At 50.5% G+C, this 26,827-nt stretch carries 27 protein-coding genes; 10 read left to right on the forward strand and 17 right to left on the reverse strand.

What is annotated here, in order from left to right:
* Positions 1-198 precede the first annotated feature (198 nt).
* Together WJM45_RS01420 and WJM45_RS01425 are read right to left on the reverse strand one after the other, a co-directional pair.
* Positions 199-330 (reverse strand): RNA repair domain-containing protein, encoded by a 132-nt coding sequence (locus WJM45_RS01420; RefSeq protein WP_341328900.1) that lies wholly within the window; start codon positions 328-330, stop codon positions 199-201.
* Position 331: 1 nt separating this feature from the next.
* A complete protein-coding gene (locus tag WJM45_RS01425; protein WP_341327225.1) occupies positions 332-457 on the reverse strand; it encodes an RNA repair domain-containing protein in 126 nt (41 codons plus the stop codon).
* Positions 458-532: 75 nt separating this feature from the next.
* Here WJM45_RS01425 and WJM45_RS01430 point away from each other — a divergent pair, with 75 nt between their 5' ends.
* From WJM45_RS01430 to WJM45_RS01440, 3 genes are all read left to right on the forward strand, one after another.
* The gene (locus WJM45_RS01430) at positions 533-1,174 is read left to right on the forward strand and encodes a SagB/ThcOx family dehydrogenase (protein ID WP_341327226.1); all 642 of its coding nucleotides are present in this window, start codon (positions 533-535) and stop codon (positions 1,172-1,174) included.
* Between the two features lie 318 nt (positions 1,175-1,492).
* The gene (locus tag WJM45_RS01435; RefSeq protein ID WP_341327227.1) at positions 1,493-4,651 is read left to right on the forward strand and encodes an HD domain-containing phosphohydrolase; all 3,159 of its coding nucleotides are present in this window, start codon (positions 1,493-1,495) and stop codon (positions 4,649-4,651) included.
* A gap of 90 nt (positions 4,652-4,741) precedes the next feature.
* Positions 4,742-6,205, forward strand: coding sequence for a helicase HerA-like domain-containing protein (locus WJM45_RS01440; RefSeq protein WP_341327228.1), 1,464 nt, complete (start codon positions 4,742-4,744; stop codon positions 6,203-6,205).
* A gap of 679 nt (positions 6,206-6,884) precedes the next feature.
* On the opposite strand, the gene WJM45_RS01445 is transcribed toward WJM45_RS01440, so the two are convergent.
* The 5 genes from WJM45_RS01445 to WJM45_RS01465 form a co-directional block, all read right to left on the reverse strand.
* Positions 6,885-7,619, reverse strand: coding sequence for a rubredoxin-like domain-containing protein (locus WJM45_RS01445; RefSeq protein ID WP_341327229.1), 735 nt, complete (start codon positions 7,617-7,619; stop codon positions 6,885-6,887).
* A 39-nt stretch (positions 7,620-7,658) separates the two neighbouring features.
* A complete protein-coding gene (locus WJM45_RS01450; protein WP_341327230.1) occupies positions 7,659-8,093 on the reverse strand; it encodes a heme-binding protein in 435 nt (144 codons plus the stop codon).
* A 40-nt stretch (positions 8,094-8,133) separates the two neighbouring features.
* Complete coding sequence (gene fumC / locus WJM45_RS01455) at positions 8,134-9,537, reverse strand: class II fumarate hydratase (protein ID WP_341327231.1); 1,404 nt, start codon at positions 9,535-9,537, stop codon at positions 8,134-8,136.
* A 36-nt stretch (positions 9,538-9,573) separates the two neighbouring features.
* On the reverse strand, positions 9,574-10,017 hold the full coding sequence (locus tag WJM45_RS01460) for a ferritin-like domain-containing protein (protein WP_341327232.1): 444 nt from the start codon (positions 10,015-10,017) through the stop codon (positions 9,574-9,576).
* A 212-nt stretch (positions 10,018-10,229) separates the two neighbouring features.
* Positions 10,230-11,123 carry a DNA/RNA non-specific endonuclease gene (locus WJM45_RS01465; RefSeq protein WP_341327233.1) on the reverse strand — a complete coding sequence of 298 codons (894 nt, stop codon included), beginning with the start codon at positions 11,121-11,123 and terminating at the stop codon, positions 10,230-10,232.
* A gap of 536 nt (positions 11,124-11,659) precedes the next feature.
* Here WJM45_RS01465 and WJM45_RS01470 point away from each other — a divergent pair.
* A complete protein-coding gene (locus tag WJM45_RS01470) occupies positions 11,660-13,309 on the forward strand; it encodes an alpha/beta-hydrolase family protein (protein ID WP_341327234.1) in 1,650 nt (549 codons plus the stop codon).
* 378 nt (positions 13,310-13,687) lie between these two features.
* Here WJM45_RS01470 and WJM45_RS01475 read toward each other — a convergent pair whose 3' ends face one another.
* Together WJM45_RS01475 and WJM45_RS01480 are read right to left on the reverse strand one after the other, a co-directional pair.
* Positions 13,688-14,530, reverse strand: a complete 843-nt coding sequence (locus WJM45_RS01475; RefSeq protein WP_341327235.1) for a 2-oxoacid:ferredoxin oxidoreductase subunit beta — start codon at positions 14,528-14,530, stop codon at positions 13,688-13,690.
* Complete coding sequence (locus tag WJM45_RS01480) at positions 14,527-16,272, reverse strand: 2-oxoacid:acceptor oxidoreductase subunit alpha (protein ID WP_341327236.1); 1,746 nt, start codon at positions 16,270-16,272, stop codon at positions 14,527-14,529. The genes WJM45_RS01475 and WJM45_RS01480 overlap by 4 nt, the downstream gene beginning before the upstream one ends.
* A 42-nt stretch (positions 16,273-16,314) precedes the next feature.
* Between WJM45_RS01480 and WJM45_RS01485 the strand changes: the two genes are divergently transcribed.
* Together WJM45_RS01485 and WJM45_RS01490 are read left to right on the forward strand one after the other, a co-directional pair.
* Positions 16,315-16,848 (forward strand): hypothetical protein, encoded by a 534-nt coding sequence (locus WJM45_RS01485; RefSeq protein WP_341327237.1) that lies wholly within the window; start codon positions 16,315-16,317, stop codon positions 16,846-16,848.
* A gap of 225 nt (positions 16,849-17,073) precedes the next feature.
* Complete coding sequence (locus WJM45_RS01490) at positions 17,074-18,177, forward strand: IPT/TIG domain-containing protein (protein ID WP_341327238.1); 1,104 nt, start codon at positions 17,074-17,076, stop codon at positions 18,175-18,177.
* Between the two features lie 471 nt (positions 18,178-18,648).
* On the opposite strand, the gene WJM45_RS01495 is transcribed toward WJM45_RS01490, so the two are convergent.
* On the reverse strand, positions 18,649-18,939 hold the full coding sequence (locus tag WJM45_RS01495) for a hypothetical protein (RefSeq protein ID WP_341327239.1): 291 nt from the start codon (positions 18,937-18,939) through the stop codon (positions 18,649-18,651).
* Positions 18,940-19,150: 211 nt separating this feature from the next.
* Entirely contained in the window at positions 19,151-19,603 is a 453-nt protein-coding gene (locus WJM45_RS01500; protein WP_341327240.1) for a YaiI/YqxD family protein, read from the reverse strand.
* 293 nt (positions 19,604-19,896) lie between these two features.
* Between WJM45_RS01500 and WJM45_RS01505 the strand changes: the two genes are divergently transcribed.
* Both WJM45_RS01505 and WJM45_RS01510 read left to right on the forward strand, forming a co-directional pair.
* On the forward strand, positions 19,897-20,130 hold the full coding sequence (locus WJM45_RS01505; protein WP_341327241.1) for an AbrB/MazE/SpoVT family DNA-binding domain-containing protein: 234 nt from the start codon (positions 19,897-19,899) through the stop codon (positions 20,128-20,130).
* Between the two features lie 20 nt (positions 20,131-20,150).
* Positions 20,151-20,468, forward strand: coding sequence for a type II toxin-antitoxin system PemK/MazF family toxin (locus WJM45_RS01510; protein ID WP_341327242.1), 318 nt, complete (start codon positions 20,151-20,153; stop codon positions 20,466-20,468).
* A gap of 253 nt (positions 20,469-20,721) precedes the next feature.
* Here WJM45_RS01510 and WJM45_RS01515 read toward each other — a convergent pair whose 3' ends face one another.
* Both WJM45_RS01515 and WJM45_RS01520 read right to left on the reverse strand, forming a co-directional pair.
* Positions 20,722-21,018 (reverse strand): type II toxin-antitoxin system RelE/ParE family toxin, encoded by a 297-nt coding sequence (locus tag WJM45_RS01515; RefSeq protein ID WP_341327243.1) that lies wholly within the window; start codon positions 21,016-21,018, stop codon positions 20,722-20,724.
* Entirely contained in the window at positions 21,015-21,218 is a 204-nt protein-coding gene (locus tag WJM45_RS01520) for an addiction module protein (protein ID WP_341327244.1), read from the reverse strand. The genes WJM45_RS01515 and WJM45_RS01520 overlap by 4 nt, the downstream gene beginning before the upstream one ends.
* Positions 21,219-21,608: 390 nt before the next feature.
* Here WJM45_RS01520 and WJM45_RS01525 point away from each other — a divergent pair, with 390 nt between their 5' ends.
* A complete protein-coding gene (locus WJM45_RS01525; protein WP_341327245.1) occupies positions 21,609-21,926 on the forward strand; it encodes a transcriptional regulator in 318 nt (105 codons plus the stop codon).
* A gap of 419 nt (positions 21,927-22,345) precedes the next feature.
* On the opposite strand, the gene WJM45_RS01530 is transcribed toward WJM45_RS01525, so the two are convergent.
* The 4 genes from WJM45_RS01530 to WJM45_RS01545 all read right to left on the reverse strand — a co-directional run bounded on the left by WJM45_RS01530 (position 22,346) and on the right by WJM45_RS01545 (position 24,618).
* The gene (locus WJM45_RS01530) at positions 22,346-22,852 is read right to left on the reverse strand and encodes a hypothetical protein (protein WP_341327246.1); all 507 of its coding nucleotides are present in this window, start codon (positions 22,850-22,852) and stop codon (positions 22,346-22,348) included.
* A gap of 398 nt (positions 22,853-23,250) precedes the next feature.
* Complete coding sequence (locus tag WJM45_RS01535) at positions 23,251-23,478, reverse strand: type II toxin-antitoxin system MqsA family antitoxin (protein WP_341327247.1); 228 nt, start codon at positions 23,476-23,478, stop codon at positions 23,251-23,253.
* Positions 23,475-23,747, reverse strand: a complete 273-nt coding sequence (locus tag WJM45_RS01540) for a DUF4258 domain-containing protein (RefSeq protein ID WP_341327248.1) — start codon at positions 23,745-23,747, stop codon at positions 23,475-23,477. The genes WJM45_RS01535 and WJM45_RS01540 overlap by 4 nt, the downstream gene beginning before the upstream one ends.
* 448 nt (positions 23,748-24,195) lie before the next feature.
* Positions 24,196-24,618, reverse strand: a complete 423-nt coding sequence (locus WJM45_RS01545) for an addiction module protein (RefSeq protein WP_341327249.1) — start codon at positions 24,616-24,618, stop codon at positions 24,196-24,198.
* 521 nt (positions 24,619-25,139) lie between these two features.
* Here WJM45_RS01545 and ltrA point away from each other — a divergent pair.
* Positions 25,140-26,477 carry a group II intron reverse transcriptase/maturase gene (ltrA, locus tag WJM45_RS01550; protein WP_341325821.1) on the forward strand — a complete coding sequence of 446 codons (1,338 nt, stop codon included), beginning with the start codon at positions 25,140-25,142 and terminating at the stop codon, positions 26,475-26,477.
* Positions 26,478-26,827 lie beyond the last annotated feature (350 nt).

The raw sequence follows: 26,827 nt of genomic DNA on the forward strand, positions 1-26,827 counted from the left end.
ACCATGAAGATCTTGAAGAATAAAAAGCTAATTCAATAGGTTGCCGTGCATTCGCAAGACAATATTGCTCTTCGGAAAGAATGCTCAAAATAAATGGATAACCTCTTGAAATATTTTATGAGTTTCATGTGCTTCATGGTTAACCTGCCTCATTAAGGCACATCGGATCCAAGACGTTGTGGCGTTTGATTAATGTCGTTAATGCTCGCGATGCCAAATCAAATCGCCGTTGCGGAAGATCGCCTTGACGCGGTGATAGGGCACCGAATGCAATTCGCCGTCTTGGTCGATTAACTCGAAGGTAAAATGATCGCCCTTCGGGAAACGGATTTCATTGAACGCTACAACGAACGATCAGTCTATTCTCGACCCGGTCGTAATAGCCGATCTTGAATTCGTCGCCTGCCCAATGCTCGTCCCATCGGATGCGGTTCAGTATGTCTTGTACCGGTTGCATGGGTCTAAATCCGCACTGAAAACTTGCCGAAATGCTACACTAAATTGGATCTAGACGACTACTGAGGTGCAAGCCGTGAACTCGATAGGATTGATCCCGATGGTGCTTTTCTCGCAAGCGATCGCTTTTGACGAAACGATACATCTGCCGCAAGCGAAAGTTGTCGGTTCGATGTCGCTGGAACAAAGCATCGCCGCACGACGCTCAATACGGGCGTTTGCGGCAAAAACTTTATCGATCGAGCAGATCGGGCAATTGCTTTGGGCGGCGCAAGGCATTACCGATACAAAGGGCGGCCTGCGTGCGGCGCCTTCGGCCGGTGCATTGTATCCGCTAGAAACCTATGTCGTACTGCCGTCCGGAATTTATCGCTATGACCCTCGGCATCACGAACTCAAGCGCATCGTTGAAGGCGATCGTCGCCTTGAGCTGCAAAAAGCCTCGCTAGACCAAGATGCAGTCGGTTCGGCGCCGGCCGTTTTTGTCTTTACCGCTGTTTTCGAAAGAACCGCCGTTAAATATCGAGAGCGCGCGAATCTTTATGTCCCGATCGAAGTCGGGCATGCGGCACAGAATCTATTGCTGCAAGCAACTACTCAAGGGCTAGCCGGCGTGCCGGTCGGCGCATTCAACGAACGCCGCGTGGCCGAAGTCGTTCGATTGGCTAAAAATGAACGCCCGTTGTATCTGTTGCCGGTGGGTTATCCGGTTCAATAAAGCAGGCGTAAAAGCGGGATTTCGGCGGCGGATATATTTTTTCATGATTGCTCCAAGACAAACTGGCATGTTCCGGACGGATATCTTTTCGATGTGGGGGTCACCGAAGGGACTCATGAACCTAAAGAAATCATTGGAGCGCTTGGAATCCGTTCTTGCCGAGCCCTTCAGATGCGCTCAGGAGAGCCTTGTCGAAACATGAGCCGATTCCAAGCGTCGGCCATTGGATGGGCATTCTAATTCCTGCCCATCCTTCGACAAGGTCGAGGGCGAACGGGATTTAGAATGCTTGGCTGATTTTTTAGGATGAAGGGAACAATGACAATATCGCAGAAGAACAAGCAAATTAAGCTTTCCATCAAGATCACTGTTGTCAGCCTGTTTTTATTGATTACGTCGCTGACTGTGATTGTCGCCATTAGTTTGCAATTTTATTTTACGAGCTCATTGGCGGTCGAATCGACTCTGATTACCTATCGCCAATCCGCTGCGAGTACCAGTGACTATTTGACGGCCATGGATCGAAGCGCGGTTGATGCCACGCGCATTCTGGCCGGTAATCCCGATATTTTGAGCGAAGGCCGAGTGACGGAGCGAACACGCGACATCTTTGCCGAAGTGCTCGATGAAAACCCTTTGTTCTATGCCGCTTATATCGGTTTTGGCGATGGCGACTTTTACGAGCTGATCAATCTGAATACGAGCGAAGCCGTGCGCATGCAATTACGGGCATTGCCGCAGGACAGGTGGGTCGTTATCACGGTCTTGGGCAAAGGCGATCGGCGAATTCGGGCATTTCACTATTACGACGAACAATTTAATCTCCGAACCAGCCGAACAGAGCGGAGCGACTATTTAGCCAGCAAGCGACCGTGGTATATACAAGCCAAATTGGGCAAAGTCCATAAAACCGCTCCCTATCAATTTCAACATCTTCAAGCGCCAGGCCAGACTTATTCGATGCGGATTGCCGGTCAGGATGCGGTTCTGGCGGTCGATATTGCGTTGTCTGCTATGTCCGATAAGCTCAATGAACAAATGTTGAGCAAAGATAGCCGCATTTATCTCTATCAAGGCAGTGGCGAAATCATTGCTTCTAGTGAAAGTCGAATGCCGCCGACTGTGATGCCGAAAGTCGAGCCCCTCGTACTTAACGATGAACAGCGGCAATTGGTAGAGAAAAATCCCATATTGACGGTATCGAACGAGCTCGATTGGCCGCCGTTCGATTTTGTCATCGCCGGCGAACCATTCGGCTATGCTATCGACGTATTATCGATGATCGAGCAAATGACCGGCTTGCAGTTCGACTATGTCAACGGTTATAGCTGGCCTCAGCTGGTCGCGATGTATCGTACCGGTCAGATCGATATTTTGCAGCCGGTGGTCGGTACCGAACAAAACGCCGCTTTAGGTATATTGAGCAAGGCCTTTGCCGAGCCATCGGATGGTATTCTGATGCGCAAGGATCAAACGCCTGTTACATCAATCCGACAATTGCAGGGAAAACGGGTTGCAATACCGGCCGGTTGGTCCATCATCGCCCCTTTCAAGCAAATGTTTCCGGGCATCGACATTGTCGAAGTCGATGGCGTTCGGGGGTTATTCGATGCGGTGCGGCGAGGCGAGGTCGATGCCGGCCTCGATACTGCCGCTATTCTGCATTATACGGCACGGCAGTTTTTCTTCGATGATGTCGCGATCTATGAGGAGTTGGATTGGGGGGAATCAAACATTCCCAACAGCCTGCACTTTGTAGTGCGGCCGCAACTAAAAGAAGTTATCGAGTTGATTAACTTGGCTCTGGATAATTTAGGCGAACAGCAGCAAAGTTGGTTAAATGCGCGCTGGCTGGTTGATGCGGAGAGGGGCATTGCTCAGGATGCTATGGTTCCATACCAAGAGCTCGTCAGTTTGGCTTCGAAGTCGACCGACCTCAATCAACTGCACAAAATGGAGCTCGATGGCGAGCCTCACTTTGTCTATGTGCAGGCCATTGGCGAAAACCATCGGGCGGCCGATTTTTTTGCCGTGATCACGCCGGCATCTGCCGTGCTAGCCCCTGCAGTTGCTCAAGTCAATGCCGTGTTATTGATTACCGGCGGCTGCCTTTTGTTCTTGTTGCCGCTTGCATTTTGGCTGGCCTCGTTGATTGTTAAGCCGATCAAGCATCTCGCTCTGGAAAACGAAAAGATTAAACGGCGCCGATACGGCGAACTCGATCCGATGGAAAGCCATATTATCGAAATCGATGAGCTATCGGGTTCGATGATGACTATGGCGCATTCGATACGGCAGCATGCCAAAGAACGGGAAGAATTGATGGAATCGTTCATCCAGTTGATCGCCCAAGCCATCGATGACAAGTCGGCCTATACGGCGGGGCACTGTGCGAGGGTTCCGGAGCTGGCAATCTTGTTGGCGCAAAAAGCCGAAGAGAGTCGTCGACCGCCATTCGATACATTCGGTTTCGGTAACGAAGATGCCTGGCGCGAATTCCGTATCGGAGCTTGGCTGCACGACTGCGGCAAGATTACGACGCCTGAGCACATCATCGATAAAAGCACCAAGCTTGAGACGATTTATAACCGCATTCACGAAATCCGAATGCGCTTCGAAGTGTTGTGGCGCGATGCCGAAATCGACTATTGGAAGCAGTACTTGACCGCGCCGAGTGATGAGGAACGAAATCGTCATGAATTAGAGCAACGCCAACGACAATTACAAGAGGATTTTGCCTTCGTTGCCAACTGCAATTTGGGCGGTGAAAGCATGAGCGAGGCCGATATCGATAGGCTGAATCAATTGGCTCGCATCACTTGGCGGCGGCATTTCGACGACCGATTAGGTTTATCTCCGATCGAACTTGCACGCTATCCCGAGGAGCAAACACCGCTGCCGGCCACGGAGCCACTGTTGGCGGATAAGTCTTGGCATATCATCAAGCGCCTGCGCAACAACATTCATGATGAGCGCTTGGGCATCAAAATGGCGATACCGGAACATCTTTACAATCTGGGCGAATTGCACAATCTTACGGTGACACGGGGAACCTTGACCGAAGAAGATCGCTTTAAGATTAACGAGCACATGATCAGCACGATCAAAATGCTCGATAAATTGCCGTTGCCCGAAGATCTGCTCCAGGTGCCGCGCTATGCTTCCACCCATCATGAAACGCTGGACGGGCGAGGTTATCCCCGCCGATTGACCGCCAAAGACCTTTCGATTCCGGAACGCATCATGGTGTTGGCCGACATTTTCGAAGCATTGACAGCGGCCGATCGACCGTATAAAGATGCAAAGCCGATCAGCGCCGCGCTCGATATACTACATCGAATGGTGCAAGAACAGCATGTGGACCGTGATGTTTTCGAGCTTTTCTTGCGTAGCGGCGCCTATTTGGAGTACGCAAAACGTTACCTGCGCACTGATCAGATCGATGCAGTGGATATTCGGCGCTATCTCGGCCAATGAGCGAGTTGACATTCCGGCCATTGCCCGCTTATGGCTGATTCAGCGCGTGTGGTAGCATGACCGCAACTTGAGTCGGTTAAGGAGTTTACAATGAAAACAGTGTTGATCGGAGGAACGGCCAACGGCCAGCTCTTGATGGATGCCGCGATGGCGAATCGTCACGGCGTCATTTCCGGGGCAACTGGGACGGGCAAGACCGTAACCCTGCAAGTTTTGGCGGAAGGCTTTTCGAGATTGGGCGTTCCGGTATTCTTGGCCGATATCAAAGGAGACTTGTCGGGAATCGCGACGGCAGGGCAATCGCACGAAAAAATTTCCGAACGCGTGACGGGAATCGGTATCGCCGACTTCCAATTTCGTGGAAATCCTTCGGTCTTTTGGGATTTGTTCGGCCGAAACGGGCATCCGGTGCGCACGACGATGTCCGATTTAGGCCCTTTGCTGCTCAGTAATCTGTTGGAATTGAACGACACGCAAACCGGCGTGATTTATAGCGGCTTTAAAATCGCCGACGACGAAGGGTTGTTATTGCTGGACCTTAAAGATTTGCGCGCGATGTTGAATTGGATGGGCGAAAACTCAGCGGCACTGTCCAAACAATACGGGAACATCACATCGGCAAGCATCGGTGCGATACAGCGACGGCTGTTGGTGCTCGAGGAACAAGGCGCAGAACATTTCTTTGCCGAACCTGCGGTCGAGCTCGATGATTTTCGCAGGACCGATTTTTCCGGCAACGGTGTGATTAGCATTCTCGACGCGACCGAGTTGACGACGAAATCGCCGCGTCTTTACGCGACCTTTCTGCTGTGGATGCTGTCGGAACTGTTCGAAACCCTGCCCGAAGTCGGCGACAGTGATCGCCCGAAACTGGTTTTGTTTTTCGACGAGGCGCATTTGTTGTTCAATCAGGCGCCGAAGGCCTTGCTCGACAAGATCGAGCAGATCGTCCGGTTGATCCGTTCGAAAGGCGTCGGCGTCTATTTCATTAGTCAAAGTCCCTTGGATGTTCCTGCGCCGATACTCGGTCAGATGGGGCTGAAAATCCAGCATGCGCTACGAGCATTTACGCCGGCCGATCGCAAGGTACTGAAAAGTGTCGCGCAAACGTTCAGAGCCAATCCTGGCTTCGATACCGAAACCGTGTTGCAAGAGCTGAAGACCGGCGAAGCGCTGGTTTCGGTGCTGAACAAGGACGGCAGCCCGACCCCGGTCGAGCGTACGTTGATCCGGCCGCCCGAGTCGAAAATAGGACCGCTGTCTCAGGAGCAGCGCGATGAATTGATCGGCCGTTCCCCTTTCAAGGGACGCTATGATCAGATGGTCGACCGCGAATCGGCCTACGAAATGCTGAAGCACAAAGCCGAACAGCAGGCATTTCAGGCGCAGGCCGCGCGCGATCTCAAGGCGTCGACAACGAGACGGACCGGCACATCGAATCGGCAAAGCGTCGGCGAAGCGTTGATCAAGAGCACCGCGAGAACCATCGGCTCGCAGCTCGGCCGCCAGATCGTGCGCGGCATCATGGGCTCGTTGCTCGGTGGGAAGCGCTGAACGCGGACGCACAAGGCGTCGCTCTCACAAGGGAACTGGATGCTCCTTGGGAGCGCGATACCCAGATCCCGATTTCGAAGCCACTGATGTGCAATATTCGCAGATTTATCAAACAGTACCGTTTCCAGGTATACGACGACCTCTGTTTAGCAAGTTTGCCGATATTTGTGGATAACGATGAGCGCAGAGCGTAGGAACGAAGATTCATGGCGGTCCTCGATGGACACATCCCATACCTTTTATTCTTAGACGGTTTTTCGATCAAAAGGGAGTAGAATCTGCGAACTTTCACAGTAACGTCCATGAAGGTCTAGCCATCGCCCCGGCAAATGAAAGTTCTCTGGTGGGGAGGGTACGGTCACTCGCCCGACAGGACGCCGTGAATACATCCATGTAGGCTCGACGGCGGATTTCCCTGCCGCCGACGCCTGTCGGTCGAGCAACCGCACCCTCTCCGGAACCGGCATTTGCTCTGTCGAGCGCCGTATATCGAAAAATTAGATAAAGGGTCTATATCTACGAACTTTCACAGTAATTACGGATTAGTCCATCTCGTCGATCGCTATTTTTAATTTCACGGCATGTATCGGCCGCATTCTTCGTCTGCATCGTGTACCTTTATCAAAAATTACCGGCAACAGATTCGCGCTCTTTCGGGATTCTTTATCAATACTCTCATTTACGAACTGTTAGCAAGCTTTTCGAATCGAGGTAACCATTCGGCAAATTTCATCACAGAGTTATAGCCGCAGACCGTTTCTAACTTTCTGGTTTCGACGACTTCAAAAATGCGGCGCGCGCGCAGTAGAGTTTCCTGCTCGGGCCCGAACGGATTGAAACGCATCCCCGCATCGGTCAAAAAGACATAGTCGCAGATGAACAGTACGTCACGGTAAATATAAAAAGTGAATCCGGGCGTGTGTCCGCCGGTATGGAAGGCTTCGATGCCGTAGGCGATAGAGTCGCCGGTAAAGCGCAGATCGACATCGAACGAGGCCGCCAACGGATGCCGCGCGTCCAAGTCGTGCATGCGCACTTCGGCATTCCAGAGCTTTCGGTATTGATTCGACGCGCCCATGAAATGATGATGCGTGAACAAGATGGCTTGCACCGGCGCCAAGTCCCGATTGAAAGCCGACGGCGAATCGATCCAAATCGCGCCTTGCTCGGTTTCGATTCGATAGGCCGCATGTTCCAGGCCCAATTTCGGCACCGAAAGCATTTGGTCGACGCAGTCGTTGACCGGTCGTGAGGTCACTCGATAAGTTTTTTCGGCCTCGTCCCACGGCAGAAAATGATCATGCCGGGCTCCGCAAAACGGACATACATCAGGCATTTCGCCGATCATGTTGTAACCGCATTCGAGGCAAACCCACTGCGGCGTGTCGTCAAAGAGTTTTGGTTCGTTAGGCATGGAATGCTCTGCTGTAATTTTTTTTACGATCGATGGGTTTCAGGTTCGCCAAGGATGCGACGGTAAATCGGCGAGGCCGATCACATCGACGCCGGCTTTGGCAACCTGATGATCGTTCTCCACCGAACTGCCGCTGACGCCGATCGCGCCGATCAATACACCATCCTCATCGACAATCGGGACGCCGCCGGGAAAGGTGATCAAACCGTCGTTGGAGTGTTCGATTCCGAATAGCGGCCCGCCCGGTTGCGATAGCTGGCCGATTTGTCCGGTGTTCATGCCGAAGAAGCAGGCGGTCTTGGCTTTCTTGATGGCAATGTCGATGCTGCCGACCCAGGCGCCGTTCATTCGGGTGAACGCTTTCAGGTCAGCTCCTGAGTCGACCACGGCGATACACATTTGCGTGCCGATTTTGTTGGCCTCTGCGATGGCAGCGGCAATCGCTTTCTCTGCTTGTTCATGGCTTACGTGCATGGTTTTTCTCCCGCTTGTTATCGTTATTAAACCGGATGGCTCATTTCGGCATGATCATCCGCTCCGGCCGGACGATGGCGTCGAATTGTTCGGCACTCACCAGGCCGCCGGCAATGGCCTCTTCGCGAAGCGTCGTGCCGTTTTGTAAAGCCGTTTTGGCAATTTGGGCGGCCTTATCGTAGCCGATCAGCGGAACCAGTGCGGTGACCAGCATCAGCGATTGTTCCATCAGTTCGGCTATCCGTTTGCTATTCGGGTTGATGCCCGCCACGCAATGTTCGGTAAAACTATGCGTGGCATCGCCGAGGAGGCGTATCGATTGCAGCACGTTATATATGATCACCGGCTTGAAGGTATTGAGCTCTAGCTGGCCTTGCGCGCCGGCCAAGGTTACTGTGGTGTGATTGCCGATGACCTGGGCGCAAGCCATCGTCAATGCCTCGCACTGGGTCGGATTGATTTTGCCAGGCATGATCGACGAGCCGGGCTCGTTAGCCGGCAAAATCAGTTCACCAAGTCCGGAGCGCGGACCGGAACTCAGTAGGCGAATATCGTTAGCAATTTTATTGAGGCTGACCGCGCTGCAATTCAATACGCCGGATAGTTCTACCAGTGCGTCGTGCGCGGCCATCGCTTCGAACTTGTTGGCGGCGGATGTGAATGGATACCCGGTGAATTTAGCAACTTCTTCGGCAAAGCGTTCGGCAAAACCGGGACTCGAGTTCAAGCCCGTGCCGACTGCGGTCCCGCCTTGCGCGAGAGGATATAGGCGTTTGAGACTGTCCTGTAGCCGTTCGATGCTGAGTTGTACCTGTGCCGCGTAACCGGAAAACTCCTGGCCCAATGACAGCGGTGTCGCATCCTGAAGATGCGTGCGTCCAATCTTGATGATATCGCCCCATTCTTCGGATTTCTCATACAGCGTTTGCTGTAAGCCTTGCAATGACGGGATCAGTAAGCAATGGATTTGCTCGACCGCGGCGATATGCATCGCGCTGGGAAACACATCGTTTGAAGACTGGCTGAGGTTGCAGTGATCATTGGGATGCGCCGGCGATTTCGAACCGAGCGCGCCGCCCAGGCGTTCGTTGACCCGATTGGCGATCACTTCATTGGCATTCATATTGGACTGCGTGCCGGATCCGGTTTGCCAGATCACGAGCGGAAAGTGTTCATCCAACGCCCCGTCGATGACTTCCTGCGCCGCATCGACTATCGCTTGGCCGAGTCTTTCATCAAGCTTGCCTTGGGCGATATTGCTTAAGGCCGCACAACGTTTGACGATCCCGAGCGCACGGATGAGCGGGCGGGGCAGGCGTTCGTCGCCGATCGCGAAATATTGCAACGAACGCTGCGTTTGCGCGCCCCAGTATTTATCGGCGGGGACTTCAACGGAACCCAATGCGTCGCTTTCAACACGCCCGGGTAAACTTCCGGTTGCCATACTTACTATGCAAATAAACTAAGAGTAAGGAGTGGACTATTCGGCTGGTTTATTGAGCATTTTTCGCACCTCACCCAAATGGATCTCTTCCTGGGCGATCATTCGGCGCGCATATTCTTCAAGCAGCACACTACGGCCGTCGACCAACTCCAATAAGCGATGGTATTCGGTCAATGCCGATGCTTCATGATCCAACGATTCCCGGAGAATGGCTCCGATATCGTGACGGTGAGTTTCCAGTAACGGACCGATTCCCAAAGAGGGATGGCCGCCTAAATGGGTAATCATTTCGCCGGCTTCGTTGGCATGGAGTAAGGATTCATTCGCTTGACCGCGCATCCAAGAAACGATGGGGATTCGGTTGTAGCCGACAACCATCAAGGCATAATGCGTATAACGAACCACGCCCGCCAGTTCCGCTTCCAGAATGTTATTCAGCACTTTGATCACGGCGTCGTTATCGATTTCTGTGTTTGTCATGAGTGTCTCCTGAAGTCAGAATGGGGAGAGTCTGACTATAGCGCTTTTTTTATCGTTGAGATAGTAAACTTTAAACTTAGAAAAAGTGTTTCACCATGAAGATCATGATGGATAAGGAGTAAATTCAAAAACTTGTTAAGCGCTTGTATAGAGCTTCCGTCCATTTCGGTGCCGAATTTTGATCTACGATGATGATATTGACGACCAAATCCTTAATAGCGTGACGGTAAACGAGCGACCGAATTTAATTTCCAGGGCTTTGGATTGATGGCTGCTTCTAACTTATCTTCCAATGGGTCGTCCAACTCATGAAAAAAGTTCAAGCCGGTAAGTTCTTCGATAGTGTCCACGGAGACGATAAAGTCTGTCAGAGGCTCATTGCCTTTCACCGTTTGCGGGACCAGGAACGCCAACATTTTGATTTTGGAGCCGGTTTCCGCTGCGTAAATTTTATAAAAAGCCTCCGGTACTTCCACTTTCCAGCTGCTCTTCAATCGATTCAGAGGATTCGAAAATACGGGGCCGGTTATTACCCAGACGCGTCGATGCAATTTGGTAAAGTAGTCGACTTCAACGGCTTCCAATCGCTGCCAAACTTTTTGATTTAGATTGGGTCTTTGAGGGGTAATGTTGGTCATTAAAAACGTATCCAATTGCGCTTGTTTGCCATAGAGCCTGCTGATGGCATAGTTAGGCGCCATGTGGCCTCGGTCGAAACCGCTGCGGGTATAGTCTTGATGGCTGATTCGCGTCAGGCTGCGCCAATCGGTGCTGAATGTTTGCGGTCTCTTATGGGACGGCGTATTGTCCTTAATCGCGGTGACTTGATAGATTACCCAAAGTGGATTGCCACGAATGTCCGAATATCCGACCATGAATCCATCATTGCGAAATAATCTCGACCAAGTCAGCGGTTGGTACCACACTTGGCTTTGCGGAACGCCTTCAAATGCCATGTCGGGCCTAGCCAACAAGACTTCATAGCTGTAGCCGCCAATCAGGGGGAGTAGGGTCAGTACGCTAATGCGAGGATATTTTTTACCGATTCTAAAAAACGTGATGAATGTAAAGAGTAAAAAGTGCTTTTTCTTGCGTCTTCTTGCCATGTCGATTAGCTAACCATGTTCAAAAATGCCGCATCAAATAGGGTGCTGCGGATTTTTATTAAGTGATTATTGTAACCGCATGATTATACAGTAACGTTCATGAAGAGCTGTCCATCGCCCCGGCAAATGAAAGTGCGAGGGATGGCTGGGTACGGTCACTCGCCCGACTGGACGCCGTGAACCCGGCACCTAAATTATGCTCGATAGTTACCATAGCCAAAGGGCTATGGAATTTTATCATCGTTCCCATGCTCCGCGTGGGAATGCATCCCGTGACGCTCTGCGTCCCCAGGGATCGATAAAAGAATCTAAAGCAAACGAATGGACTCCCAAAGTCTTTCAATCTGCCTACCCTCCACAGTCGACGCGAAGCGTCTAAAGCAGCGTTCCAACACAGAGCATGGGAACGATAAGCTTGCGCGCTCCTAAAGTTGAAACCAAGATTGAATTGAAGGCCGAGGTGCATGTTTTATAATCGAATCCCGATCATGACGAATTTTTCGAAATGACAATTTTTTCCGTCTCAAGATTTTACTATGCGCAAGATTGACGAATTGATTACGAAATTGAACTTCGGCTTTTCCATACCGGGCTTATTGCTGGCGACGCTTTTTTTCGCATTTTCGCTTACACCAAGTCTAGTGCCTCGTCCTTTTTCGTTTCAAGGGGTGATTTCCGGCTTGTCTTTTACGGCGGGATACGCGCTTGGCGTTTTCGGTCGATGGTTTTGGGATTATGTCGAATTGCCGTTGCCTGGTCGCGAAGCAACCAGGATTTTTAGGCTCGTCGCGTCGGGCGTCTGTTCGATCGTCGCAATCGCCTTTCTTTGGCAGGCTTCGCAATGGCAAGACGATTTGCGGTCTATGATGGGTATGGAGCCGGAAGGTGCAATGCCATCGTATGGCATTGCCTTGATGACTTTGCTCGTTTTTGGCGTATTAATACAGTTTGCTCGATTGTTTCGGCGTACGTTTCAATTTTTGTCTCTAAAGCTGGCGCGATACATATCCGATCATGTCGCGCATGCGATAAGCATATTGGCCGCGGGGATATTGTTTTGGTCGGTTATCGATGGCGTGGTTGTTTCTTTGTTCTTACGCGCGACGAACAATTCTTATCAACAATTAGATGCGCTGATTCAGGATGATTTGGAGCGTCCCGACGATCCGATGAAGACCGGTAGCGAAGCTTCCTTGATTGCTTGGTCGGACTTGGGAAGGCAAGGTCGTATATTTATGTCGTCAGGCCCTACAGAGAAGGCGTTGAACGATTTTTTCGGTGAGCCGGTGCTTGAGCCCGTGCGCATCTATATCGGGCTGAATGCGGCGGATACGCCGGAAGAAAGAGCCGAATTGGCTTTGCAAGAGCTAAAACGCGTCAAGGCCTTCGACCGTTCGGTTTTGTTGTTGGTGACGCCCACGGGTACCGGTTGGATAGACCCGGCGGCACTGGATACCGTCGAATATTTACATCGAGGCGACATCGCGACGGTTGCCGCGCAATATTCGTATTTGCCTAGCGCCTTGTCCTTGATAACCGAGGGGGAATACGGTGCGGAAATGGCTAGGGCCTTGTTCGAAAAGGTTTATGTTTATTGGACGAACTTGCCTCGCGACCATCGACCGAAATTGTATTTACACGGGCTGAGCTTGGGCGCCCTAAATTCCGATCGTTCTTTCGATGTGTACGACATCATTCAAGACCCATTCAACGGAGCATTATGGAGCGGCCCGCCATTTCGTAGCGAAACCTGGCGCAAAGTGACGCAAGAAAGGAAACCCGACTCTCCGGTATGGCTACCTCGTTTTCGCGATGGCGCCGTGGTTAGATTCATGAATCAATATACGGGGTTGAATGACGATAATACGCCGTGGGGGACTTTTAGAATCGCTTATCTGCAATATGCCAGCGACCCGATAACGTTTTTCGATAGCCATGCGTTTTTTCGGGAGCCGGAATGGATGCAAGCTCCCAGAGGGCCGGACGTCTCGCCGCATCTAAGATGGTATCCGGTTGTCACGATGCTGCAATTGGCGGCCGACATGGCTGTCGGGTCTACGCCGCCGGGGTTCGGTCATATATTTGCCGCTAAACATTACATCGATGCGTGGCTGGCCTTGACCGAGCCTAAAGGTTGGAGCGAAGAGCAATTGAGCCGTTTACGGGCTTTGTTCGAAGGACGATAAGGCTTCGAATAATTTTACAAATGTGAAGGACTGTCGATTCGTTCGAGGCCGAAGCAGGCTTAGGCTAAACCGAAACGTTGGGGACGGGTTAAATAAAGCTATGTATGCGGTAATAGTTGAAAATAACCACCACTACCGGAAACACTTATAAATCCAAAGTGAATTGTAGGGTGCGCTGCGCGTACCTAACGTCGGCATAAGGCAACACATGAAGGCACCTTAAAGTCAGGTGGTGTCGCTATGGTACGCGCAGCATACCCTACAGCCTTCAAGTTTCGAGATGGGTGTCGTATTAATTTCAACTATTAACGAGATCATAGCCAATAGAAAGCTAACACTTTGATTGATGATAAATCGGTAAATAACAGGTGATTTTCATCACTCTACTTCGAAGCTAGCCGCGATCGCTTCAAGGCTTTGAGGCACGGAGTTATCGGGCTGAAAGCAGGGCCGTGGAGCACGATAAAGAATCCCGGTGCCGATGCCGTCATCGTCAAGTAATTTAAGATAGGCCTCGCGCTTGTCGGCGGTCGGCGTAAAAGCCTCGTGTACCTGTTTCTTCCAGTTAAGCTGTTCCGGACGGAAAGTAACGCACGGACTCAATATTTGCACAAAAGCGAAACCGGGAAATTCGATGGCCTCGCGGATGATCTGCGCGAGTTCGTTGGGGGCATTAGAGAAGGCCCGCGCGATGAATGGCGCTCCGGCAGCCAGCGCCATTTCCAGCGGCTGAAAGGGCGGTTGATGTGTGCCTTGCGGGGCCAGTTTCGAACCTGTCCAGTCACTCTCAGTGGTCGGCGAAGCCTGTCCCTTCGTCATGCCGTAAACCGCGTTGTCCATCACCAGATAGCTGAAATTGGCGTTGCGCCGGCAAGCATGGATGAAGTGGTTGCCGCCGATCGAGAAACCATCCCCGTCGCCGCCTACGGCGATGACCGTGAGCTCCGGCCGGCTGATGGCTAGCCCTGCGGCCACAGGCAATGCACGACCATGCACGCCGTGGAAACCATAGGCCCGGGTATAGGCCGGAAGCCGAGATGAGCAACCGATACCTGAGATCAAGGCAACCTGCTCAGTGGGAATTTCCAATGCAGCGAGCGACTTCGTGAGCGCGTTGAGCACGCCGAAATCGCCGCAGCCTGCGCACCACACGGGCTTGTAGCTCGACTTGTAGTCCTTGTGCGCGAGGGCACGGGGCTTGACATGATGTTCTTTGCTCACTTGACCTGCTCCATCTCTAGTACGCGAAGCGCAGCTGCGATCCGGCCCGGCCGCAAGGGCAGGGGGCCGGGCTCGGCAAGGCTGCGAGTGTGCGGCGGCAGCTCGCAGACGGCCCGCAGATAGCGAAAAAACTGCGCTCCGTGGCTTTGTTCGACCACCAACAGGCGATCTATTCCTTCCAAAACTCTAGCGATCCTTACAGGATCAAGCGGGGCGATCAGCCTTAGCGACACGAGCCGTACCGCCGATCCATCGGCACAAACCCTCGCAACGGCCTCGCGAGCCGCTTGGGTGGTGGAACCCCAGGTCAGCAACCCAAGAGAGCCGTCGCCCTCGATGTCGGCCCAGTCATCACCATAATCGAATTGCTCGAGCTTGCGGCGGCGCTTGTCCAACTGTAGGCGATGGTCGGCGGGCATGGCCGAGGGGCGCGCCGACGGTTTGTGGCTCAAACCCGTAGCTGTGTATTCGCTGCCCGGCGTGCCGGGAATGCCCATCATCGAGACACCGTCGCTGGAATCCCCGAAACGCTGGAAATCCGCGATGTCTGCCGGCGCTCTGCGCCGCTCGGCGTGCCACTCGCGATCCTTTGGCGGATTAATGGCAGTGCGTGACTGCCCCAGAAACTGGTCGCTCAACACCACAGCCGGGCATTGCAGCGCCTCGGCCAGGAATACGGCCCACTGGGTGGTCGTCACGCAGTCGCTAATACCGTTGGGCGCCAACACCAGCCGTGGCGCATCGCCGTGCGCGCCATAAACGGCAATGGCGAGATCGGCCTGCTCGGACTTGGTGGGAATGCCAGTAGACGGTCCGCCACGCATAACGTCAACCACGACCAGTGGCGTCTCGGTCGCCACCGCAAGCCCCAGCGCTTCGACCATCAGAGATAACCCCGGACCCGAGGTGGCTGTCATGGCCGGCACCCCGCCAAACGAGGCACCTATGCACATATTGATCGAGGCGAGTTCGTCTTCGGCCTGTACCAGGCAGCCGCCTACCTCGGGGAGCCGTCTAGCCAACCATTCCTGAATCTCAGTGGAAGGCGTGATCGGATAGGCGGCACAGAACCGCACCCCGCCGCGCAGCGCACCCATGCCGACGGCTTCGTTACCGGTCAACAGCCAACGCGGTTGAGGTTGGGGCGGTGCGAGCCTGCAGGCACATTGGAGCGATTCGGTCTCGGAAATACTCGCCAGCAGGCCAGTCTGTATAACATTGAGCAACAGGCTCCCTTTTCCGGTTAGCCGGCGTTTAATAGTATTCTTCATGCACTCGAAGTCGAGACCGACAAGCGCCCCGACGATGCCCACGGCAATGATATTGGCGCGTAAGCCGGAATGTTCGCGCGCAAGTTCGCTAAGCCTTACCGCGTAGTGTCGAGCACCTGAATCTGTCACCCAGACGGGCGGCTCGCCTTCGGCAGAGTCAGCAATAACCACACTATCGGCATCCAGCGCCAGCTCGTCGGAAAAGTACTCGGCCTTGCCCCAGTCCAGCGCGACTAAGAGATCAATGCGATCATCCGGGCAGCCGACAGGCGTCACGCCCAACCGAAGCACCGCTGCGGCTTCGCCTCCACGGATCTGTGGACCGGTGGAACGGGTCATCAAGCCGAAATAACCAGCCTCGGCAGCAGCATCCAGCAGGATCTGCCCGGCGGTCATTACGCCGGCCCCGCCGCTGCCGATCAGAGCCAACGAGAAACTGTCATCGGGCGGTTTTTCTTTCGCCTCGTTCATCGCCGACCGGTTCCTTCAGGCTTATTCATTTTTATAATGTTCATGATTCATTCTCTGCTCGGCACGGGATTACATGCCCCGCACTTTTACCTGTTTACTTGCAAGGACCGGCGGCGTTGTGTGGAATTACTCATAAGAAATCCAATTCTTCGCCTAATCGCGCATTCCGACCCGATTATGATCTGGGGAGATAATGCCGTCAAGCGGGAGAAGATGGCTAGAAAAAGGTATTGGATTGAATTACAAAATAAACCCGGCGTCGTTTATTTCTCATTTTCAAAAAAGGCTATGAATCTAGACCCTATAGCCCCTAACGTGCTGGACAAATGGTTTGAAGAAACGGTAAGAAGTCATTGCAGTGGGCGGATTTATCTATGCCGCTATGCGGACGACTTTGTTTGTGCGTTTCAAGATGCGGAGCGCTTTTATCGAGCGCTGATCCAGAGACTCGCGCGTTTTGGTTTGGAGATAGCGGAAGACAAGACCCGGAAAATGGTGTTTAGTCACTTTAAAGCCAAGAGCAAGACGAAATTCGAGTTTCTGGAGCTCAAGTTTTTCTGGGGTGTTAACTACTGAGGAAAACCCGTCCTAAAGCGGCGCACATCGCGGGCGAAACCGATGTAAATCTGTATAATTGGCAGGTTTGGTTTAGGTTCGGTGGCTCGATTACCGAGCGCCTTCGGCAGGAGACGTCGCCGTCAAGCCGACATGAGTGTATTAGCTGTGTTGCCGAGTCGTTTGGTAATGCTCTAAATCAAGTCAATAGATTAACTCTACAATACTTAATATTAGGATGATTTCATGAAAATGTATGAATTTACACAAATATCCGAACCGAACGGGTTCGTCGACGGCATGTTGTCGAGCAATGATAGAAAATACCGGGGCGTGTTGTTCAAGGCATTCGGCGTGGTCTTGATGAGCATCATGCTTTCGCTGTTTGCACGGGAAGCAGGGGCGGAGATCACCGACATCGACCCGTCGATAGCCGTTCATGGTGCGGAAATTGTCATCGAGGGCAACGGATTCGGCAGCAAAAAGCCGAAAGTAACGCTGATAGAGTCCAATCCCGCAGGTAAGCGGGCGAAAAAGGTGGCGCTACGTGTCATCGATAATGATGATACAACGATCACCGCTTCGCTGAAGAACGGAATGGCCGGTGACTATACGCTCGAGGTGAAACCCGCCCGCGGCGCGGTCATGACGGCGGCGCAAGGTTTTACCATTGCCGCTCCGGAAAATATCACGCTATCCGATGAACAAGGCGAAATAGGGGACGAAATTGAAGTATACGGCGATTTCTTCGGAGATCGCCGCCCTCAAGTTTTCATCGGAGGAAAAAAGGTCAAGGTAGTTGACTTCGGAGAGGACTTTGCCGCGGTCCTGGTTCCGAAAATCGCCAACGGCCTACATGAGGTAAGCGTGCGTAACCGAGCGGGGGATGGCGTTTCATCGGTCTTTTTCGAAGTCGTCAACAGCTCGGTCAAGCCGAAAAAACAGCATCAGCTAAAAGTGAAGTTCGACGGAAAAAATTATGCGGTCGGCGGCAAGACGCTCACTGCGGTTTATAGTCCGGTCACCAAGCAAATCACGATCATGGCGCTCAAAGCGTCCGGCATGTCCGTGCGTAATTTGACATTGACGGGCCAAGTGGATCTTGACACGCTTCCCGCCGCGATCGGACCTGGGTTTGGGCCGGGCGACATCATTTATCAATTGCCCGGCGTGGCTGGAAATAGCCAATATCAGTCGGCAAATAATTCCGATGAATGGCGTGTCCTTTTCAATCACTATGAAAATGGATATCTTTACGGTTCTTTCAGCGGCATGCTTCGTAATTCACAGAATAATAACGATACAGTGCGGATGTCGTCAGGTACTTTTGCCGTCAAGGTAATACAATAACGGTTTAGGCGATTGACAAGAATAATCATACCTAAATATATCTTTCGCACTTCAAATTTCGGCAGTGGCAGAGGAGGCGCCTGGGTGAATGCAGATTTTGCATTACGCCATGGATGGCGTGTATTAGGGCACCAACAGTAGGCGCTTTAGGCGATGCAGGGCAGAAAAATGCTCTTGCATTTTCTGCATTCATTACATCCATGTAACTTACGCAATTGCAGAGGAGCAAAAATCTGCCCTGCCGCCGGCACCTGTCAATCGAGCAACCGCTCCCTCTTTTAAAACATTGGCGTTATATTGAAAAAAGAAAGTTATTCAGAGTTGTATCCTTGGGTTTCATGTTGGCTTTCAGTTCAAAAGTATCAACTATACCTTTCGCACTTGAAACTTCGGCATTGCCTAAGGAGGCGCCGGGGTGTGCGGCAAAGGCTTTGCCAGCATGGAGCTGGCATAGAGCCTACATGGACGTATTTACCCAGCACCTAAATTCCATAGCCCTTTAGCTATGTTTAATATTATAGCTAATTTAGGTGCTGGGTTTACGGCGTCCTTTGACGGACACCCCGGCGCCGAATTTTGATCTGCGATGGGTATATTAACGCGAACATAGCCTTTTGTAAGGGGCTCGTTTTTCACATAGGCAAAAGCTTCATATAACACATCAATGCGTTCCGTTAGCAATGGGTTACCATGACGTTCGGCCAAGTTAACGGTGAAAAAGCAAGTCGCTCCAGGATAGTAAAAACGGCGGTATTCGGTCATGGTTTAGCCTTTACCGGTTCTCGAGCGATGCGGTTCCTATAGTCACTGCGTCCTACGGACTGATGTCTATAATCGGAGGAATGAAGGCCACCTACGATCCTTGTACTTTCGACGTAGTTGGTTAAGGAGTGCCTTTGGAATAGACAATCATCGGACAAATGCGGCGTGCATTCGGTCGGAACACCCTGCAACACCTACTCCATAATCGCATCTATGAAGATCCCTGCTTTGCTAAAAAACGATCCAATTGATTGGCAAAGTTTTGAACATCGCGGGAACTCAATGCCGCCGGCCCACCGGTATCTATGCCGCTGGCACGCAAACCATCCATGAAATCGCGCATCGCTAAGCGCTCGCCGATATTTTGCCCGCTATAGGATTCGCCGCGGGTATCGATGACATAGCCGCCTTTGGCGATGGCCTCCGCCGCCAGCGGAATATCGCCGGTGACGATCAAATCGCCCGCCGCCATGCGCTGGACGATCTCGTTATCCGCCACATCGAAACCGCCACTGACCCGCAACATGCGGATATACCGAGAAGGTGGTACCGGCAACGTTTGGTTGGCCACCAGCGTCGTCGTTATTTGGCAGCGCTCCGCCGCCCGAAACAAAATATCTTTGATCGCCTTAGGACAGGCGTCGGCATCGACCCAGATTTGCATGCTTATGGTGTGTTTTATTGAGGTGTCGCTTCAAAACTCTTCGCTTTGGAAAAAAGGAGCAGGTTGAATTATAAAATAAACCCGGCTCTTTTATTTCCTATTTCCAAGAAAGCTATGAATCTAGGTCCCGTTGCCCTTTTTCTGTCGTTGTTTTCAGCCGGCGCGCCAAAGGCTCGCCGCTGGAAGCTTGCCGTTAGCTGCTCAAAAACCATCATTCTCTCAAGTTTATGGAAAATTCGACGTAATTACATTATAGTTACGCTAAATTCGGTAAATTATGGGAGTGCAGTCAAATGACTCAGCTAATACGAATAGGGAATTCTCAAGGCATAAGAATACCTAAGCCTTTGATTGAACAAGCTAATTTGGAAGGGAAAGAGCTTAAGTTACAATTGGTCAAGGGTGGTCTCCTCATAACTCCGGAGAATGGAGTTAGAGAAGGATGGAAAGAAGCTATAGAACAAACAATTTTGGCTCAGGGGCAAGAGTCGCTAGATAATGAATGGTTGGATTTACCTCTCGACTAAGATGATGAGTTGGACTGGTAATGATAAAGCGATTTGAAGTTTGGTTCGTTGACCACAATCCCACAAAAGGAAGAGAGATCAATAAAACACGCCCTTGCGTTGTAATTTCCCCCAATGAAATGTCAGCTTTGTCTACAGTGCTTATGGCTCCAATGACGACTAAGGGTTTTGAGTTTCCTTGTCGTGTTCCATGTAAGTTCAAAGGAAAAAGTGGTCTGATCCTACTGGATCAAATTAGGGCAGTTGATAAATCAAGGCTTGTTAAAAAGCTTGGGGTAGTGAGTCCAAAGACACAAAAAGAACTGTGTTCGTGCTTACAAGAAATGTTCGAGTATTAAATTTCTCTTGCCACCAAGATCTAGCTAGAAGCAATAGGGTCAAAGCAATAAGATCACCCATTGCCTTTAATTTATTTGTATCTGACCCCGATTATTACTGACTCTTTGACGGCTTAATTGTTAATGGCAGTGAAACGCTCCGGGGCAAAATGCCAAGCCGTGCTTGACGGCGGGCATTCCGAAGCTTGAGCTGGAGAACGAGATAGAAGCCAAAGGGTATCAAATGTAAGGCTTGAAACCGCTTAACCGTTAGTTATGCGCGGTTTTTCCAAGACGTAGGATCTTTCTTCGCATGAAGCACAGCCGTGACAATGATATTTTGATTTTGAACTAAATAAAATACACGGAAAGGAAACCGAGTTATTGAAGTGCGCCTTAGTTCTTTGTATATTTTGCGGTAAATGAGCGGATTTTTTTGAAGTTTATCTAAGGCTTCTTCTACGCAAAGTAAAAAATCATGGCCAAGGCCTACCCTTTTCTCTTCGAAAAATTCGAATTGCTCCTCGATATCAAACTCTGCTTCTTTCCGAAGTGTGAGTTTGTATTTCATTTCTTAGATAGTATTCGAGCTTTAACATTAGACCACGAAGACCCTACGTCCTGATCAATTTCGAACGATGCGAGTCGCAAATCTAGTTCCGCTTTCTGTGCTTCTGTGAGCTCTATTTCCGAATCTTCAGCAACAATGCTGTCCCATAGGGCTTCGGCAAGAATAATACGTTCAGAAACAGTAAGAGATTGAATCTCCATAACATTTAACTCGTGTTGGACAGGCAAAAAAGATTTTAACACAACTCTAGGGCAGAACAAGATGGGTAGAGAAGAGAGTAGACAGCCATCACCGAACATCGGCTGGTCTGTTGCCGCTTCTCTCGTATGACGGTGTCTCACTAGCCCGGGAGAAGGAACCTAGGGCAGAAAAGAGGGCCGGTTGAATTATAAAATAAACCTGGGCTTTTTATTTCCCATTTCCCCAAAAAGCTATGAATCTAGACCTGACCCTATCGCCTTCAAGACGGCGAGCGACTTGTGATCCTGCTGGCTGGCGGCACAAAGAAACGGCAGCAACGCGACATTGAGGATGCTCAAACTAGATGGAACGATTACAAGCGGCGAAAAAAAACGTCAGAGAGGTGACAAATGACTTTAACACGCAGTTTTAAAGATACCGTCAAAGCGCGTATCGAGCGGGACACAGAGTTTCGCGATGCTTTGCTACGCGAAGGAATTGAATGTCTTTTATCCGGGGATGTGGACACAGGCAAGGCCGTTTTACGTGACTATATCAACGCAACGATTGGCTTTGAACGACTTGGCGAAGTTACAAATACCCCACCCAAAAGCTTGATGCGCATGTTTAGCCGGAAAGGCAATCCACAAGCTAGAAATCTCTTTGCTGTTATCTCTCAGCTTCAAACCCAAAGTGGCGTTCACCTTGAAGTCAGAGCCGTGCACTAGAGCGCGGTAACTTCCGTCCGCGATTGGTAAAAACCTATGGCGACATACGGCTTGGCCGTTTGACGCCCTACCAATTGCAATTTACGGCCTTCACAAACAAAAAAAATCAGCCAACGTACCTTTTTGTTTCGCTGGTTTCATTTCCGTTGCCCATTCAGTCGGCCAAACTAATTTGAGCAGGTCTAGATTGGTAGTATTGTTTGCTAATCATCTAGGTAGAACAGTCAGTTAGCCGATTGCCCCTCACAAATTTCGGTGAAAGGAATAACCGCGCCGGGCTTTTCAAAACTCCTCGCTTTGGAAAAAAGGACCTAGCTGAAATATAAAATAAAACCGGCCCCTTTACTTCCCATTTCCCAAAAAAGCTATGATTCTAGACCTGACCCTACTGCCCTACCTCTTTTTTCCGAAAGCGTCATTCATCGTTGCAACAAACGAGCACCGGAACCGACTCTTTGCCCTACATATTGATGAATGACCGTCATATATTCTCTTCCTGTCTTCGTTCTTCGTTTCGCAACAAACCGGATAACCCCTAAAACTTTTACAATTTCTTGGGTTGCGACATCTTTCAAGTCTTGTCTTATTGCTTCGTCGACGTAGTTAAATCCATTCACAATTATCTGATTATCCTCATCTATTTTTTGGTCTTGAAAATGGTATTTATCAATAAGTAACTCAATGATTTTAATTGCATTGCCGTCGCTCAATCGGCCTCCATTTTCTATGTCATATGCGCATAAAGCACCTTCTATTGAATTTCCGTAAGACTCAAGCCCCATATTGCGGTCCATATCGGAAACAGAATAAGAAGGAGCTTCATTGTAATTCCGCTTTGGTTTTTGATAGAACACACACTCTGAACATGCCGCTTCTGTTCTGGTATTTCCACAGCACAGGCTACAAATCAAGTCTCCTGTAATCAAGCATTTCCGCTTCCCTTTTCTAGTATTACATATTGGACACTTTGCCATCTTATCTCCTGGTTAATTTTTTGCTCTTCAATTAAATTTCTGGATGCCACTCTCTTTATACCCAAAAATTCAAAAAAAGGGGTCGGGCTAAATTATTAATTAAACCCGACCCCTTTTTCGCTTATTCTCTGCACTGCGCGTCCCATTCCTTAACCTGCCTACTTACGGGGACCGGCGCCGTTGCGTGGTATTACACATAAGAAATCCAATGCGCCTAATCGCGCATTCCGACTGGATTATGATCTGGGGAGATAATGCCGTCAAGCAGGAGAAGAAGGCTTGAAAAAAGGGTCAGGTTTAATTATTAATTTAACCTGACCCCTTTTTTATGTTGGCATCAGCAGGCAGACTCAGGCCGCTCTATATTGCCGTACATCAATCTCCACTCCGGCACGAATAGCTTGCTCAGCTTGTTCGAGAATCGATCGGGTGATGTCGTCATCAATATATTCTTCACCGCAATTATTACAAATCTGTGCAGGTACATTTTTGAAAACCAAGGTTGTTGAACCTCTCTCCAGTGTGGTGCTCGTTGTACCGTTTAGGGTCTCACCATATTTACAAATTGGGCATTTCATGGTCGTTTCTTTTTAAAGTCGTTATTCCAAAGCATTGGATCAGGCTTATATACTGTAATGATCACCATTTCATCATCTTCGGTTTTTGCAGTTAAAACATGAATAGGTTTATGGTCAATCCATCCCAATAACAAATAACTTGGGTAAGGCTTATCCTCGGGGTAGTGAGCGATAATATCATTCTGAATCAACACAGAGCGGATGTCTTGGTCTGTTATGCCTCGTTCAAACATTCGAATGACCGCATGTTTTCTATAAATTAATTTCATTTTGAAAAAACAGACTGTTTCAGCTTATCTAAGTCACTCGATGCGCAGAGCCCGCGTAGCTCCGATTAGCGAACGCGTAATCAGCGGAATGATGGCTACATTCGTGCGATTACGCTATGCTAATCGCACCTACGGCCCTCGAAACCCCATTGCCCGTTTGTTATGTGCGGTTTTTCCAAGACGTAGGATCTTTCTTCGCATGAAGCACAGCCCTGACAATGATATTTTGAACTCAATAGAATACACGGAGAGGAAACCGAGTTATTGAAGTGCGCCTTAGTTCTTTGTAAATTTTGCGGTAAATGAGCGGATTCTTTTGAAGTTTATCTAAGGCTTCTTCTACGCAAAGTAAAAAATCATGGTCAAGGCCTATCCCTTTTCTCTTCGAAAAATTCGAATGGCTCCTCGATATCAAACTCTGCTTCTTTCCGAAGTGTGAGTTTGTATTTCATTTCTTAGATAGTATTCGAGCTTTAACATTAGACCACAAAGCCCCTACGTTCTGATCAATTTCGAACGATGCGAGTCGCCAATCTAGTTCCGCTTTCTGTGCTTCGGTGAGCTCTATTTCCGAATCTTCAGCAACAATGCTGTCCCATAGGGCTTCGGCAAGAATAATACGTTCAGAAACAGTAAGAGATTGAATCTCCATAACATTTACCTCGTGTTGGACAGGCAAAAAAAATTTTAACACAACTCTAGGGCAGAACAAGATGGGTAGAGTAGAGAGCAGACAGCCATCACGGAACATCGGCTTGTCTGTTGCCGCTTCTCTCACCTGACGGTGTTTCACTAGCCCGCACGCAACGCGCAACGGGGTCAGGTCACGCAACGGGGTCAGGTCTTGAATTTTGCAAATACGTCCTTGCATAAGCGAGACTTAACGCAAATTACAAGACCTGACCGTTCGCAGTAACAGCAGTAAATCTAGCGGGTTAAAGTCCCGTCCAAGGAATTGTCCGTACGCCTTGGTAGTATGAGGAAGCGGCATCGTGGTAACACGGTGTCGTAAGTTTCCAAACAGCAAGAGAGCAGGCCGTAACGCAAGTGAACCTACACGTAGCCTCGTAAACGAATTGGAGGAGCCGACCCTGTGGTCAGAAGGGGAAGGCCGTTGGATGGATACTGAAATAACGGAAGTGGTATCCGTCGACTTCCGGGGTAGCAGGGTCGGCATGTTCTTGAAGATTCATTGCCCAGTGCTGGAGACCCGTTGCGGCGGTGGGGAGGCCATCGACTATTGCGTATAAGGAAACGAAGGCGCAATAGGCCGTAACGGGAGTCGGAGGGGTTCATAGTACCGATGGAAGTCTAGGGACAACATAACCCAGACCGAGGGAAGGGACCCTGCTTTGTTCATGTAACCGAAGAGTGGAGGAAAAGGGGATTGCCATGTTGCTAATAACCCCTGATGAAATCAGGACACTACAGAGGAAGCTCTATACCAAGGCCAAGCAAGAACCGGCCTATCGCTTCTATGCGCTCTATGACAAGGTGTGGCGGGCAGACATCCTCATGTTTGCTTACCGCCTTGTCCGTGCTAACAAAGGAAGTCCCGGCGTTGACGGAGTGAACTTCGAGGACATAGAGCAGAAGATAGGGATAGACCAGTTTTTGTCGGAATTAGCTCAAGACCTGAAAGACAAGACTTATCACCCAAGTCCGGTACGGCGCGTCATGATTCCCAAAGCGGACGGCAGTCAGCGCCCGCTGGGCATTCCGACGATCCGCGACCGGGTAGCCCAGATGGCGGTAAAACTCGTCATTGAACCGATATTTGAAGCGGATTTCTGCCCGAACTCCTACGGATTTCGGCCAAAGAAATCGGCCCACGACGCGGTTGATGAAATAGCGGAAGCGCTACATCAGGGCTATACCCAAGTGATTGATGCCGATCTGTCGAAATACTTCGATAGCATCCCTCACGCCAAACTGCTGGCCGTTATTGCCGAGCGCATTGTTGATGGTGCGATATTGCACGTCATCAAGCTATGGCTCAAAGCACCGGTCATCGAAGAGGATAAGGACGGCACCAAGAAGCATATGGGCGGCGGCAAAGCAAACAGCAAGGGCACGCCGCAAGGTGGAGTCATTTCACCGTTGCTATCGAACTGCTACCTGCATTTACTTGACCGGATATGGGAGAAACATCAGCTACGATGGAAGTTAAAGGCGCGCATCGTCCGTTATGCGGATGATTTTGTCGTGCTGTGTGCAGGTGCAGTTGATGCACCATTGGCCGCGGTACGGCATGTGCTGGATCGTCTTGATCTTGAGTTGAATGATACCAAAACCCGCATAGTTGATGCCAGAGAGGAAAGTTTTAACTTCTTGGGTTTTTCAATCAGGGTGAGCAAGGGATTGAAGTCGGGCAAAAGTTATCCGCATGTCTGCCCGGCACCGAAATCGCTTGCGAAAATCAAAGACCGTATAACGCAATTGACCGCACGGGAGCGTACGCCGATACCGTTGGAAGATATTATAGGAAGCATGAACGCCAGCCTTCGCGGCTGGTCGGGTTACTTTCACTATCGCAATTCCAATGGCGTACTGGAAAAGGTGAAGACGCATGCTGAAGAACGTCTGCGAAAGCACCTCATGAAGCGGCACAAGGTCAAAGACCGTGGGATCGGCCTCGGTCGTTTCCCAAGCCAGCAGTTATATGCGAGATACGGGTTATACAAGGTTCCGACAAAGGCGGGCTGGAAAACAGCGCATGCCGTGGTGTGAAGAACATCGGAAAGCCGTGTGCGTTAATAGCGCATGCACGGTTTGATGAGGGAGGACAGGAGAAACTAACTATGATAAAGCTAATGAGGCACCGCCAGACGAAAGGGGCGGAAACAGATAGGCCATGTCTACGGAAAGTGAAATCCTGTTCTCTACTCTACCTATTTATTCTGCGTCGGCTGAAAGGAAGTTGGGAGAATTTATATGGAGAATGGCAAGCGGTAATGTCAAATGTAAGGACTGAGCCTAAGATTTACGGGTGTGGGCACCTCTATTTTCCAAAAAAAGCTATGGATCTAGAACCTGTTGCATGGCTGTGGCCGCATTTACTCGGAATCTATTCAAGTGAT

It is taken from the genome of Methylotuvimicrobium sp. KM2 (assembly GCF_038051925.1).
Taxonomy (GTDB): domain Bacteria; phylum Pseudomonadota; class Gammaproteobacteria; order Methylococcales; family Methylomonadaceae; genus Methylotuvimicrobium.